Below are 13,132 nucleotides of genomic sequence, written 5' to 3' on the forward strand. Positions count from 1 at the left end.
GGGGTGGCGCCTGCGTGGCGGGCGGCGGCTCCTCACCGCCGCCGGGCGGGCCGTCCGGCGGATCGTCGGGCACCGTGGCGGGCGGTTCGTCGGGCCGGGTCTCCGGCGAGCTCGTGGACGGCGGGCTGCTCGGCTCCGGCCGCTGCGACCGCGTCGGTTCAGGCGCGCGGGTGGGCTCCCGGGTGGCCGGCGCACGCGTCGGCCGGCTCGGCGGCGCCGCCACGTTCCGCACGGGCGCCCGGCTCGGCGGCCGCGCGTCCGTCACGGGCCGCGAGACGACCGGCGGCCCGGTCGCCTCGCTCAGCGTGGGCTCCGGCGACGGCGTACGGTCCGGCGACCGCGTACGATCCGGTGACGGTGTACGCGACACGGCCGGCGTGGGCGGGGCGGACGTCGTCGCGGGCGCTGCGGGCGCGACCGGCGAGGCGGGCGGCAGGGCGCTGCCGCTGCTCCGCCCCGGCGGCTCGCTCCAGATCACGAACGCGGCCGTCACCGCCGCCGCCGTCGCGAGCACCAGCCCGCCGGTCATGGCCAGCTTGCCCGCGGGCGTGAGCGCGTTGTGGAACAGGCTCGTGACGCCGCCGTCTCCACCCGCATCCGGCAACGCTCCCGTCGGCGCTCCCGGCAGCAGCGCGGCCGGCGGCAGGGTCAGCGTCGCGAGCCCGGCCCGGCCGCGCGGCTCCCACTCCTCGCCGTACGCGGCCCGCGCCGCCTCCTCCAGCTCGGCCAGGAACGCCTCGGCCGACTCCGGGCGCCGCGCCGGCTCCTTGGCCAGGCCGTGGCCGACCAGCGGGCGCAGCGGCTCGTCGATCTCCTCCAGCGGCGGCGGCACGTGCAGGTGCTGGTAGGCGAGCGCGGCGATGTCGTCGGCGTGGAAGGGGCGGTGGCCGGTCAGGCACTCGTAGAAGACCAGGGTCGCGGCGTACACGTCGGTCGCCGGGCCGGCCGGCGCGTCGTCCCACTGCTCGGGGGCCATGTACGCGGGGGTGCCCACGCGCGGCGCCGTCTCGCCCGCCCGCGCCGCCACGCCGAAGTCGACGAGTTTGCTGCCGCCGTCCGGGGTCACCAGGACGTTCTCCGGCTTGAAGTCGCGGTGCACGACCCCGCGGCGGTGCGCCTCGGCCAGCCCGAGCAGCGCGCCCTTCAGCACGACGAGCGCGGCCTCGGCGCCGGTCGGGCCCTCGTGCTCCAGCAGCCGCCGCAGGGTGACGCCGTCGACCAGCTCCATCACGATGACGGCGTCGTCCTCGCCCTCGGCGTAGTCGAGCACGCGGGCGGTGTGGGGGCTGTCGATCTCACCGATGAGCTCGGCCTCGGCGCGGAACCGCGCCACGAACTCGGTATCCGCGCGCAACGTCTCGGACAAGTGCTTGATCGCGACGAGCAGGCCGTCGGAGTCGCGTACGGCGAGCATGACCCGCCCGGTTCCCCCGTGCCCGAGTTCCCGGATCTCGGTGTAACCGGGAACATCCATACGGCCCTCCTGACCGGATAAAGATCCTTATGTCAGGAAGCTAACCGGTGTCACGGGACGTGTCGACCCCCTTCTCGCCCGTGACCGGCCCCCGCCGCGATCGATACGGTTTCCGCTCCTTATAGTAAGTTCGTGTCGATATCTGATCATTTGCGCCATTGGCTGGGCGCGTGGCCGCCGCAGGAGGACCTGCAGGTCATCGGCTCGGACCGGCGCACCAAGCCCGGCTGGGACGGCCGCGTCCACCCGGCCCTGGGCGTCGGCACGCCGGACGGCGCGGTGTTGTCGGTGCCGCCCGAGCACGTGACGCGGGTGGCCGCCGCGACCTCGCTGCGGCAGGTGCCCTCCCTCGTCGGGTACGCCGAGCGCGGCTGGTTCGAGGCCGTCTTCCGCTGGACGACGAGCCCCGCGCCGCTGGAGGACACCGGGCAGTGGGTGCCCGCGACCGCGCCGGGTGTGCCGGAGTGGCTGTGGCCGTTCGGCGGGGAGGTCCTGGTGGCCGTGGACCCGGAGACCGGCCAGCACCTCGCCGGGGTGGGGATCAAGCGCCACGACCCGTACGGCCACGAGCTGGCGGTGGTCACCGAGCGCGGGATGCGCGGGCGCGGGCTGGCCCGGCGGCTGGTGGCGCAGGCGGCCCGCCGGGTGCTGGACGAGGGCGCGGTGCCGACGTACATGCACGCCGTCACGAACGTGGCGTCGGCGGCCGTGGCGCAGGCGGCGGGCTTCCCCGACCGTTCCTGGACCGCGTTCGGCGTCGCGGAGAGCTGAAGCCGCCCCGGCGCGGGAACGCCAGGCGTCGTCAGGCGGCCGGCCGGGAGGAGCGCGCGGTCAGGTGGTCGCGGACATTGCGGGCCGCCTCGCGACCGGCCCGGTTGGCGCCGATCGTGCTGGCCGAAGGGCCGTAGCCGACGAGCTGCAACCGGGGCTCCCTGACGACGCGCGTGCCGTCGACGCGGATGCCGCCCTGGGGCTCCCTGAGCCGCAGCGGCGCGAGATGGTCGAGCGCCGAGCGGAACCCGGTGGCCCAGACGATCGTGTCGGCCGCGACGAACCCGCCGTCGTCCCAGGCGACGCCGCCGGCCACCATGCGGTCGAACATCGGCAGCCGCTCCAGCGCCCCCTTCGCCAGCGCCTCCCTGAGGGCGACGCTGTAGCGCAGCCCGGTCACGCTGACGACGCTCTGCGGCGGGAACCCGGCGCGCACGCGCTCCTCGACCTTGGCGACGGCCGCGCGCCTGGCCTCCTCGCTGAAGAACTCCTCCTCCAGCACGGGCGGCCGGCGCGTCACCCACGTGGTGGCCGCCGCCACGCCCGCGACCTCGGACAACACGTGCATGGCCGAGGCGCCGCCGCCGGCGACGACCACGCGCCGCCCCGCGAACTCCTCGGGCCCCCGGTACCAGGCGTAGTGGAGCTGCCGCCCGGCGAAGGAGCCCCGCCCCGGGTAGTACGGCCAGTACGGGCGCGTCCACGTGCCGGTCGCGTTGACCACGGCCCGCGCCGCCCACACGCCCGCGTCGGACTCGACGACCAGGCGCTCCCCCGGCCCGCGCCGCACGGCGCCGACCCGCGCCGGGCGCAGCACGTCGAGCCCGACCTCACGCTCGTAGGCGGCGTAGTAGCCCGGGACGACCTCGGCCGCCGGCCGGCCGCCGTCGCCGCCGCCGGGCGGGCGGCGGACGCCGGGCAGGTCGAAGATGCCGTGCACCTTCTCCATGGTCAGGGACGGCGAGCGGTGCCGCCACGCCCCGCCCGGCCCGTCGGCCGCGTCGAGCACGACGGGCGCGTACCCGAAGCGGCGCAGGAAGTAGGCGCTGGACAGGCCCGCCTGCCCGGCGCCGATGACGACGACCTCGCTCTCCTCCACGATCTCCTCCACGAGGATCTGCAACCGCGGCCGCGCCCGCGCTCTTCCCGTCAGCCCGGCGGGGCGGGCGCCGTCGAGCCGCGCACCACGAGCTCGGTGGCCAGCTCCACGTGGTGGGAGTCGACCTTCTCCCCCGCCGCCAGGCGCAGCGCGGTGCGCAGGGCGACGCCGCCCATCTCGCGCAGCGGCTGGCGGACGGTGGTCAGCGGCGGCGAGGTCACCTGGGCGATCTGGGTGTCGTCGAAGCCGACGATGCTGAGATCCTCGGGGATGCGCAGCCCGCGCGCCCTGGCCGCCTCCATGATGCCGACGGCCATCTCGTCGCTGCCGGCGAAGATGGCCGTCGGCGGCCGGGGCAGGTCGAGCACGGCCGCGCCGCCCTCCACGCCGTCGTGGTAGCGGAAGTGGCCCGAGCGCACGTAGCCGGGCAGCACGGGCGCGCCCTCCGACTCCATGGCGGCGCGGTAGCCGTGCAGGCGCGCCTGGTTGCAGCCCGCCGTGGCCGGGCCGCCGACGTAGGCGATGCGGCGGTGGCCCAGGGAGAGCAGGTGGTGGGTGGCGGCCAGGCCGCCGGCGAAGTTGGTCGAGCCGATGCTGGTGACGCGGGTGCGCGGCAGGTTGAGCGGGTCGATGAGCACCAGCGGCAGCCGCGCCCTGGCCAGGGCGGCCGGCTGCCCGGCGTTCATCTGGCTGGTCACCGCGATGAGCGCGCGCCGGCCCGCGGCGACCAGCTCGCGGGCCCAGGCGGTGGTGCGCTCGACGCCGTTGCCGATGCTGACCACGATGCCGACGCCCGCCTCGGCCCCGGCCGCCACGGCGCCCTGGACGATCTCCGTCGAGTACGCGTTGAGGTGGGCGTCGAACTGCAGCTCGACGGTGGCGAGCCCGGCGACCTCGCGGCGCGGCGCGGGGGCGACGTAGTCGTGCTCGCGCAGCACCGCCTGCACCAGCGAGCGGGTCGCGGGCGAGACGTCGCTGCGGCCGTTGAGCACCTTGGACACGGTCGCGACCGACACGCCGGCCGACGCCGCGACCGTGGCCAGCGTGGCACGCCTACGACTCGCCGTCATCGGCACCCCCCTGCGGTTGCGCGCCAGGACTGATCTCGACAGGTGTGACGAGTCTGCGGTCGTGCCCGACGTGCCGGACGGGGCCGGTCAGCCGCACGACGCCCTGGCAGGGCAGGTCGGCCGCGGACGTGCCGACGAACACCTCGACGTCGCCGGGCTCGACGATGCGCCGCAGGTCGCGGCCGGTGAACGCGGTGCGGTCGGTGTGCACCAGGAAGCTCACCCGCCTGCTCTCGCCCGGCTCCAGGCGGACCCTGGCGAACCCGGTCAGCTGCCGCACCGGCCGGGTGACCTGGGCGAGCACGTCGTGCAGGTAGAGCTGGACGACCTCCTCACCGGCCCGCCCGCCGGTGTTGCGCACGGTGACGGAGGCGGTGAACTCGCCGTCGGTGGGCACCTCGGTCTCGCTGAGTTCGAGGTCGCCGACCTCGAAGGAGGTGTAGGAGGAGCCGTACCCGAAGGGGAAGAGAGGGGTCGGGTCGAGGTTGCTGATGCCGTGGCTGTCGGTGCCGAGCGGCGGCTGCAGGTACGTGCCCGGCTGGCCGCCGGGGGTGCGCGGGATCTGCACGGGCAGCCGGCCCGCCGGCTGGACGCGTCCGGACAGCACGCCGGCGATGGCCGCGCCGCCCTCCTCGCCGGGCATGAACGCCTGCACGAGCGCGGCGGCCCGCTCGTGGACCTCGCCCAGCGCGTACGGGCGGCCGGAGACGACGACCACGACGACCGGCGTGCCGGTGGCGGACAGCTCGGCCAGCAGGTCGGCCTGGACGCCGGGCAGCCGCAGGTCCTCGGCGTCGCAGCCCTCACCGGAGGTGCCCTGACCGAACAGGCCCGCCAGGTCGCCGACCACGGCCACGCACACGTCGGCGTCGCGGGCCGCGGCGAGCGCGGCGGCGAAGCCGGAGCGGTCGTCGCCGCGCACCTCGCAGCCCTTCTCGTAGCGGATCTCCGCTCCGGGCAGCTCCTCGCGCAGCGCGTCGAGCACGCTGGGCGCCTCGATGCCGAGGCCGAGGCCGGGGTGGCGGGGCAGCACGTGGTTGGGGAAGGCGTAGCAGCCCATGAAGGTGCGGGGGTCGTGGGCGCCGGGCCCGACGACGGCGACCCGGCCCGGCGCGGTGCGGCCCTCGCCGAGCAGCGGGAGGGCGGTGCCCGCGTCGAGCAGGATGATCGAGCGCTCGGCCAGCTCCCTGGCCAGGGCGCGGTTGGCGGGCGAGTCGAGGTCGACGGTGTCGGCCCCGGTGACCGAGGCCTCCGGCGACCAGCCCGGGTCGAGCAGCCCCTGCTCCACCTTCTGGGTGAGCAGGCGGCGGGCGGCGCGGTCGATCAGCGACTCGGGCAGCTCGCCGCGGCGTACACGCTCGGCCAGCTGCCGGCCGTAGCCGAGGGTGTCGGGCAGCTCGACGTCGATGCCGGCGGACAGCGCCTGCGCGCCCGCCTCGGCGGGGTCGGCGGCGACGCGGTGCATGGTGGCGAGGAACGGGACCGCCCAGTAGTCGGAGACCACCGTCCCGCCGAAGCCCCACTCCTCGCGCAGCACCTCGGTCAGCAGCCAGGGGTCGGCCGCGGCGGGCACGCCGTCGACGTCGGAGTAGGAGTTCATCACCGAGCGCGCCCCGCCGAGCGCGATCGCGGTCTCGAACGGCGGCAGGATCATGTCCATCAGCTCGCGGCGGCCCATCGGCACGGGGCCGTGGTTGCGAGCGGCACGCGAGGCGGAGTAGCCGGCGAAGTGTTTGAGGGTGGCGATGATCCCGGCGCTCTCCAGGCCGCGGACGTACGCCGAGCCGAGCATGGCGACGAGGTACGGGTCCTCCCCCATGGTCTCCTCGACCCGGCCCCACCGGTAGTCGCGCACCACGTCGAGCACCGGCGACAGACCCTGGTGTACGCCGAGGGCGCGCATGTCGCGGCCGATGGCGGCGGCCATCCGCTCGACCAGCCCGGGGTCGAACGTGGCCGCCCAGGCGATGGCCGCCGGGTAGACCGTGGCGCCGTAGGCGGTGAAGCCCGTCAGGCACTCCTCGTGGACGATCGCGGGGATGCCCAGCCGGGACCGCTCGACGACGGCCCGCTGCAGGCGGACGACCTCCGCGGCGCCCTCGGCCGGCGTCACCGGGGTGCTGCCGTAGACGCGGGTCAGGTGGCCGAGGCCGTGCCGGGCGGCCTCCTCCAGGGGCACCGTGCCGGAGGCGGCGAAGACGTCCTGCATCGGCGCGACGTTGAGCGGCTCGGCCCCCGGCTCGGGCTCGGGCTCCTGCATGTCGTTGCCGATCCACCGGCTGCCGAGCTGGCCGACCTTCTCCTCCAGCGTCATCTCGGCAAGGAGCGCCTCGACTCGGTCGGCCACGGGCCGCGCCGGGTCCTGCCACGGGCGCAGGGCCCGGTCCGCCGACGGGGTCCGATCTAGAGCCGTCATGTACTTGCTCTCCTTCAAAAATGCGGTGCTGCCAGAAGTTTTCGAAAATGTTTCGATGCCGATGGACGACCACCGCGCGGTTTCTCCGCCGGTCCAGCCTCCGGCGAAAGACCCGCGCGAAAGTACCTTACACGTGACGCTCGGGATATCCAGGGGTCTCGTGATCGACAAGGTCTTGACACACCAATTGCCGAAACCTAGATTGGCGAGCCACTCGGTCATGTCGAAAATGTTTCGGTGATCTGACATCAGGAGGACACGACCAGTGGCCCCGGCGACGCGCCGGGCCACGGCCGGCGGCCACCGCATCCGATGATCAACGAGCCGCGCCCCAGCCCGCGGCACTCGAGTACGGAGATCAGCGTGGAGTCCAGGACAACGTCTCGCCGCACTTTCCTCAGCCTCTCCATGGGCCTGCCCCTGGGAGCCACCCTCGCCGCCTGCGGCAGCCCCGGACCTACCCAGGCCGGGGCCGGCGGCGGTACCGGCAGTGGGGAGGCCCCTGCCGGCAGCGCCACCTACTGGTACCTGTCGACCGAACCGCAGGAGGGTGTGCGCCGGCGCACCATGGAGCGGTTCAACAAGGCGAACCCCAACGGGCAGATCGTCGGGACGACCTTCCAGAACGACGCCTTCAAGACCAAGATCAAGACGGCCATCGGCGCCGGCCAGGCGCCCACCCTCATCTGGGGCTGGGGCGGCGGCACGCTCCGCAGCTACGTGCAGGCGGGCCAGGTCGACGACCTCACCTCGTGGTTCGACGAGAACCCGGCGGTGAAGGACCGGCTGTTCCCGTCGTCGTTCGGCGCGGCCACCGTCGACGGCAAGATCTACGCGATGCCGTGCGAGACGATGCAGCCGATCGTCCTCTACTACGACAAGCGCGCCTTCGACAAGATCAAGGCCGCGCCGCCCGAGTCGTGGGGCGACATCATGGCCCTGGTGCCCAAGTTCAACGAGGCCGGCATCGCGCCGTTCTCGCTCGGCGGCCAGTCGCGCTGGACCAACATGATGTGGCTGGAGTTCCTCTTCGACCGCATCGGCGGCCCCGAGGTGTTCCAGGCCGTCTTCGACGGTGAGAAGGACGCCTGGTCCAACCCGGCCGCCATCGACGCGCTCACCAAGACGCAGGAGCTCGTCAAGGCCAACGGCTTCATCAAGGGCTTCTCCTCGATCACCGCCGACTCCAACGCCGACCAGGCGCTGCTGTACACCGGCCGGGCCGCCATGATGCTGCACGGCGGCTGGACCTACGGCGGCATGAAGCAGGACGGCGGCGACTTCGTCTCCGGCGGCAACCTCGGCTACATGAACTTCCCGCCGGTCGAGGGCGGCAAGGGCGACCCCGGCAACACCGTCGGCAACCCCGGCCAGTACATGTCGATCTCCTCCAAGGCGACCCCGGAGCAGAAGGAGATCGCCAAGAAGTTCTTCTCCACCGAGCTGATCAGCGACACGTCGGTCAAGGAATGGGTGGCGACCGGCGCGGTGCCCATCGTCAACGGCGCCAACTCCCACTTCGCCGGCTCCGAGGACGCCGACTTCCTCAACTTCGTCTACGACATCGCCGCCAACGCCAAGACGTTCGGCCAGTCGTGGGACCAGGCGCTCAGCCCGACCGCAGCCGAGGTGCTGCTCGACAACATCTCCAAGCTGTTCCAGCTGTCGATCTCGCCGCAGCAGTTCGTCGAGAGCATGAACGCGGTCATCGGCAAGTGAGCGCGCTGGCGACCTCCGCCACGGCCTCCGCGAAAGCCGGGGACGACAGGAGCCGTGGCGGCTCGCTCTCCTGGATGGCCCTGCCGGCCCTGGTGTTCTTCGCCGGTTTCGGCGTGATCCCGCTGGCCGGCGTCCTCGTCCTCAGCTTCACCTCGTGGGACGGCCTCGGCACGATCAGCTTCGCGGGCTTCGACAGCTGGCGGTCGGTGTTGTCCGACCCCGGCCTGCCGCACGCGCTGTGGATCACGTTCCTGGTGATCGTGATCTCCTGGGCGGTGCAGACGCCGGCGAGCATCCTGCTCGGCGTGTTCCTGGCGGGCCACCAGCGCTACCGTGCCGTGCTGTCGGTGCTGTACTTCATCCCGCTGCTGCTCAGCTCCGCGGCCATCGCGATCACGTTCAAGGCCCTGCTGGACCCGAACTTCGGGCTCGGCGCGGGGCTGCGCATCCCGCTGCTGACGCAGGACTGGCTCGGCGAGCCGTGGCTGGCCTTCGGCGTGGTCATCTTCGTGGTGTCGTGGCAGTTCATCCCGTTCCACTCGCTGATCTACCAGGGCGGGGTGCGGCAGATCCCGCGCACGATGTACGAGGCCGCCGAGCTGGACGGCGCGGGCCGGGTGCGCATGTTCTTCAGCATCACGCTGCCGCAGCTCAAGTACACGATCATCACGTCGTCGACGCTCATGGTCGTCGGCTCGCTGACGTTCTTCGACCTGATCTGGGTCCTGACGGCGGGCGGCCCGGGTGACGCGACGCGGGTGCTCGCCCTGGACATGTACAAGCGCGGCTTCCAGGCGAACCTGATGGGCCCGGCGAGCGTGATCGCGGTCATCCTGGTCCTGGTCGGTCTCGCCCTGGCGCTGTTCCTGCGCCGGCTCGGCGGGCGCGACAACAGCCACAGCCAGCTCGAGGGGATGTGACCATGGCGACCACCATCCTCAGCAGCGGCCCGCAGAGCACGGCCACGGCTCCGCCCGGGCGGCATCGCAACCGCCGCAGGGGCAGCGCGCGGCCCAACTGGGTGGCGGGCCTGATCAGCTGGATCTGGCTGGCGATCGTGATCGTGCCGATCTACTGGATCGTCATCACGAGCTTCAAGTCGCAGAGCAACTACTACATGGAGAACCCGCTCGTCCCGCCGAGCGAGCCGACGCTGACCAACTACCAGATGGTCATCGAGGCGGACTTCCCGATGTACTTCGTCAACAGCGTGATCGTCACGCTGGGCGCGGTCATCCCGGCGGTGCTGGTGTCCTTCATGGCGTCGTACGCGATCGTGCGGGGCGGGTCGGGGCGCTTCCTGCGGTGGACGAACTCGCTCTTCCTCATGGGCCTGGCCATCCCGCTGCAGGCGACGATCATCCCGATCTATCTGATCATCATCCGGCTCGGCATGTACGACACGCTGATGGGGATGATCCTGCCGTCGATCGCGTTCTCCATCCCGCTGTCGGTGCTGGTGTTGTCGAACTTCCTGCGCGACGTGCCGAAGGAGCTGTTCGACTCGATGCGCATCGACGGCGCCACCGAGTCGCGCATGTTGTGGCGGCTGGCGTTCCCGCTGACCCGCCCGGCGGTCGTGACGGTGACGATCTACAACGCGCTGCAGATCTGGAACGGGTTCCTGCTGCCGCTGGTCCTCACGCAGAGCCCCGACATGCGGACGCTGCCGCTGGCGCTCGCGGAGTTCCAGGGCGAGTACAGCATCAACGTGCCGGCGGTGCTCGCCTCGGTCCTGCTGTCGACGCTGCCCATCCTCGTCCTGTACGTCGTGGGCCGCCGCCAGCTGCTCAGCGGTCTGACCGCGGGCTTCGGCAAGTGAGCGCACCTGTGAGAGCACCCGTGAGCTCGGGCTCGTGCCGGGCCAGGTGCGCGATGTCGGCGCTGTAGAGGCGGTCGTCGCCGCGGGCGACGTGGGCGGCGAACGCCGCGTCGCCCGCGGCGGCCCTCTCGCGCATGTGGCGCACCAGGTGGTCGAGGCGGGCGCGCGCGGTCGGCACCAGCGCCCGCCGGTCGTCGTCGCCGAGCCCGTACGCGTCGGCGAACAGCCGCAGCCGCCGCGCCTGCTCCTCCACCGGGCGGGCGCCGGCGTGGCCGGGATCACCCAGCGGCGCGAACCGGTAGGCGGCGTAGGCGACGTCCCAGACGCGCGGGCCGGGGTGGGCGGTGTCGAAATCGATGAACGCGACCGGCCGCCCCTCCCGGAACACGCAGTTGTACGTCGCCACGTCGCCGTGGCAGATCACCTCCGCCGGCTCGACCGGCGGGAAGTACCACACGGCGTCCGGCGGCGCGGCGAACCCGGCGGTGGCGTCGTGGTAGCCGCGCAGGAGCCGCGCGACGCCCGTCAGCGCGCCGTCGGCCCTCGCCCAGCCGGGCAGCGGGTGGTCGGCGGTCTCCCCCGGCACGAAGTCGAGGATCTCCCTGCCCTGCTCGTCGAGGCCGTGAGCGCGGGGCGCGCCGGTGAACCCGCGCTCGCGCAGGTGGCGCAGCAGCGCGTGCACGGCCGGCGTCCACGGCCCGGCGGGGCGGCGTACGGTGTCGCCGGCCCTGACGACGTGGTTGACCCCGCCGCCGGTCAGCACCTCTTCGCCGGTCACCGCCACTCCCCCGTCACGCCGGACCCGCCGGTCAGTGTGCCACGCGCCCCGGCGCTCACGCGCGCCCTTTTTCTCCTGCACTTTCACCGAACACCCAGATAGAGCGGATACAACTAGGCGTCATGGACGCCCCCGTGGTGCTCGTGGTGGACGACGAGCCCAACATCCGCGAACTCCTCACCGACGCCCTGCGGGTGAGCGGCTTCCGCGTGCGCACGGCCGCGTCGGGCACGCAGGCGCTGCGGCACGTCGGCCGCGACCGCCCCGACCTCATCGTGCTGGACGTGATGCTGCCCGACCTCGACGGGTTCGCGGTGGCGCAGCGGCTGCGCCCGGACGGCGGCGGGCCGCCGGTGCTCTTCCTGACCGCGCGCGACACGGTGGCCGACCGGATCGCGGGCTTGTCGGCGGGCGGCGACGACTACGTCACCAAGCCGTTCAGCCTGGAGGAGGTGGTGCTGCGCATCCGCGCGATCCTGCGCCGCACGGGGCCGCGTGAGCGGGCGCTCGACGACGGGCTGCTCCGCTACGCCGACCTCGAACTGGACGAGGAGACCCATGTCGTACGGCGGGCCGGGCGGCGCGTCCACCTGTCGCCGACCGAGTTCGCCCTGCTGCGCTACCTGATGATCAACGCCGAGCGGGTGGTCAGCAAGTCGCAGATCCTCGACCGGGTGTGGGACCACGGTTTCGGCGCCGACAGCCGCATCGTGGAGTCGTACATCAGCTACCTGCGCCGCAAGATCGACGCCCTCGGGTCGCCGCTGATCCACACGCTGCGCGGCGTCGGCTACTCGCTGCGCGACCTCGACCTGATGGACCGGGGGCGATGATGGGACGTCCTTGGCCGCTGCGCCACCGGCTGCTGGCCGCGCTGCTGGGGTTGTCGGCGGCGGCGCTGGCGGTGTTCGCGGCGGCGGGGGTGCTGCTGCTCGACCGGTCGCTGCTGGCCAGGGTGGACACACAGCTCACCGGCTTCGCCGCCACGTTCAGGAAAGGGCCCCCGCCACCCGGCGCGCCGGCGCCGCCGCCGCGGCGCGAGGTGGAGCTGCCCACCGACTTCCGGGTCGCCGTCTACACCGCGGCGGGCTCGGTCGTCCGCCGGCTGCCCGGCTCCGGCGACGGGCCCGACGTGCCCGCGAGCGCGATCTCCGCCGTGCCGCCCGCTCCTTTCACGGCCGGCGAGTGGCGCACGCTCGTGGTGCGGCTGCCGAACGGCGACCGGGCGGCCGTGTCGATGTCCCTGGAGCCGAACCGGAGCACCGTACGGCAGCTGCTGCTCATCGAGGCGGCGGCGGGCGCGCTGGTGCTGGTGCTGCTGGGCGTGGTGGCGCTGGCGGTCGTGCGGCTCGGGTTGCGCCCGCTGACCCGGATGGAGCGTACGGCCACCGCGATCGCGGCCGGCGACCTGGACCGGCGGGTGGCCGACAGCGACCCGCGGACCGAGACCGGGCGGCTGGGCCAGGCGCTCAACGTCATGCTCGGCCGGCTCGGCGAGGCCCTGCGCCAGCGGGAACGCTCCGAGCGGCGGCTGCGCGACTTCCTCGCCGACGCCTCGCACGAGCTGCGCACGCCGCTGACGTCCATCCGCGGGTTCGCCGAGCTGTACCGGCACGGCGGCGCGGAGCCGGACCCGGCGGTGGGCCGCATCCTGCGCCGCATCGAGGGCGAGGCCGAGCGGATGGGCGTGCTGGTGGAGGACCTGCTCCTGCTCGCCCGGCTGGACGAGGAGCGGGCGCCGGAGCTGTCGGAGGTCGACCTGCACGTCATCGCGGGCGACGTGGTGCACGGGGCGCGCGCCCGTGACCCCGGGCGCGCCGTCGAACTGGTCCTGGGGGAAGGGCCGGTGCTCGTGACCGGCGACGAGCACGGCCTGCACCGGATCCTCGCCAACCTGCTCGCCAACGCCGTCACCCACACACCCTCCGGCACACCCGTCCGAGTAACGGTCACCGCCCCCCTCCCGGCCTCCCGCGCTTCGAG

Annotated in this window: 11 protein-coding genes; 6 read left to right on the forward strand and 5 right to left on the reverse strand. The window is 73.4% G+C overall.

Annotated elements, in window-relative coordinates:
- A partial coding sequence (locus C1J01_RS51570; protein ID WP_220040320.1) for a serine/threonine-protein kinase occupies positions 1–1,474 on the reverse strand: 1,474 nt, incomplete at its 3' end.
- Between the two features lie 132 nt (positions 1,475–1,606).
- On the opposite strand from C1J01_RS51570, the gene C1J01_RS39020 reads away from it, so the two are divergent.
- The gene (locus C1J01_RS39020; protein WP_111183985.1) at positions 1,607–2,245 is read left to right on the forward strand and encodes a GNAT family N-acetyltransferase; all 639 of its coding nucleotides are present in this window, start codon (positions 1,607–1,609) and stop codon (positions 2,243–2,245) included.
- A gap of 31 nt (positions 2,246–2,276) precedes the next feature.
- Here the strand turns inward: C1J01_RS39020 and C1J01_RS39025 are convergent, their stop codons facing one another.
- Genes C1J01_RS39025 through C1J01_RS39035 form a run of 3 tightly spaced genes read right to left on the reverse strand, consistent with a single transcriptional unit; the run spans position 2,277 to position 6,830 of the window.
- On the reverse strand, positions 2,277–3,356 hold the full coding sequence (locus C1J01_RS39025) for an NAD(P)-binding domain-containing protein (protein WP_220040321.1): 1,080 nt from the start codon (positions 3,354–3,356) through the stop codon (positions 2,277–2,279).
- Positions 3,357–3,394: 38 nt separating this feature from the next.
- Positions 3,395–4,414, reverse strand: coding sequence for a LacI family DNA-binding transcriptional regulator (locus C1J01_RS39030; RefSeq protein ID WP_111183986.1), 1,020 nt, complete (start codon positions 4,412–4,414; stop codon positions 3,395–3,397).
- Complete coding sequence (locus tag C1J01_RS39035; RefSeq protein WP_111183987.1) at positions 4,398–6,830, reverse strand: beta-xylosidase/alpha-l-arabinosidase; 2,433 nt, start codon at positions 6,828–6,830, stop codon at positions 4,398–4,400. The genes C1J01_RS39030 and C1J01_RS39035 overlap by 17 nt, the downstream gene beginning before the upstream one ends.
- Positions 6,831–7,238: 408 nt before the next feature.
- Between C1J01_RS39035 and C1J01_RS39040 the strand changes: the two genes are divergently transcribed.
- The 3 genes from C1J01_RS39040 to C1J01_RS39050 all read left to right on the forward strand — a co-directional run bounded on the left by C1J01_RS39040 (position 7,239) and on the right by C1J01_RS39050 (position 10,371).
- Positions 7,239–8,549 (forward strand): extracellular solute-binding protein, encoded by a 1,311-nt coding sequence (locus C1J01_RS39040; protein WP_111183988.1) that lies wholly within the window; start codon positions 7,239–7,241, stop codon positions 8,547–8,549.
- 74 nt (positions 8,550–8,623) lie between these two features.
- Positions 8,624–9,469: a carbohydrate ABC transporter permease gene (locus C1J01_RS39045; RefSeq protein ID WP_111183993.1), complete on the forward strand. Its 846-nt coding sequence runs from the start codon at positions 8,624–8,626 to the stop codon at positions 9,467–9,469.
- Positions 9,470–9,471: 2 nt separating this feature from the next.
- Entirely contained in the window at positions 9,472–10,371 is a 900-nt protein-coding gene (locus C1J01_RS39050; RefSeq protein ID WP_111183989.1) for a carbohydrate ABC transporter permease, read from the forward strand.
- Here the strand turns inward: C1J01_RS39050 and C1J01_RS39055 are convergent.
- Positions 10,340–11,149, reverse strand: coding sequence for a phosphotransferase (locus C1J01_RS39055; RefSeq protein ID WP_111183994.1), 810 nt, complete (start codon positions 11,147–11,149; stop codon positions 10,340–10,342). The genes C1J01_RS39050 and C1J01_RS39055 overlap by 32 nt on opposite strands.
- A 122-nt stretch (positions 11,150–11,271) precedes the next feature.
- Between C1J01_RS39055 and C1J01_RS39060 the strand changes: the two genes are divergently transcribed.
- Positions 11,272–11,982: a response regulator transcription factor gene (locus C1J01_RS39060; protein ID WP_111183990.1), complete on the forward strand. Its 711-nt coding sequence runs from the start codon at positions 11,272–11,274 to the stop codon at positions 11,980–11,982.
- On the forward strand, positions 11,979–13,132 hold a 1,154-nt coding region (locus C1J01_RS53310; protein WP_146615881.1), incomplete at its 3' end, for a sensor histidine kinase. The genes C1J01_RS39060 and C1J01_RS53310, both read left to right, overlap by 4 nt.

The sequence above is a fragment of the Nonomuraea aridisoli genome, from assembly GCF_003236395.1.
Lineage (GTDB): Bacteria > Actinomycetota > Actinomycetes > Streptosporangiales > Streptosporangiaceae > Nonomuraea > Nonomuraea aridisoli.

Excerpts from the sequence above, each read along its gene's own strand:
- C1J01_RS39030 (WP_111183986.1), bottom strand. The coding sequence starts at position 4,414 with ATGACGGCGAGTCGTAGGCGTGCCACGCTGGCCACGGTCGCGGCGTCG.
- C1J01_RS39035 (WP_111183987.1), bottom strand. The coding sequence starts at position 6,830 with ATGACGGCTCTAGATCGGACCCCGTCGGCGGACCGGGCCCTGCGCCCG.
- C1J01_RS39040 (WP_111183988.1), top strand. The coding sequence starts at position 7,239 with ATGGGCCTGCCCCTGGGAGCCACCCTCGCCGCCTGCGGCAGCCCCGGA.
- C1J01_RS39045 (WP_111183993.1), top strand. The coding sequence starts at position 8,624 with ATGGCCCTGCCGGCCCTGGTGTTCTTCGCCGGTTTCGGCGTGATCCCG.
- C1J01_RS39050 (WP_111183989.1), top strand. The coding sequence starts at position 9,472 with ATGGCGACCACCATCCTCAGCAGCGGCCCGCAGAGCACGGCCACGGCT.
- C1J01_RS39060 (WP_111183990.1), top strand. The coding sequence starts at position 11,272 with ATGGACGCCCCCGTGGTGCTCGTGGTGGACGACGAGCCCAACATCCGC.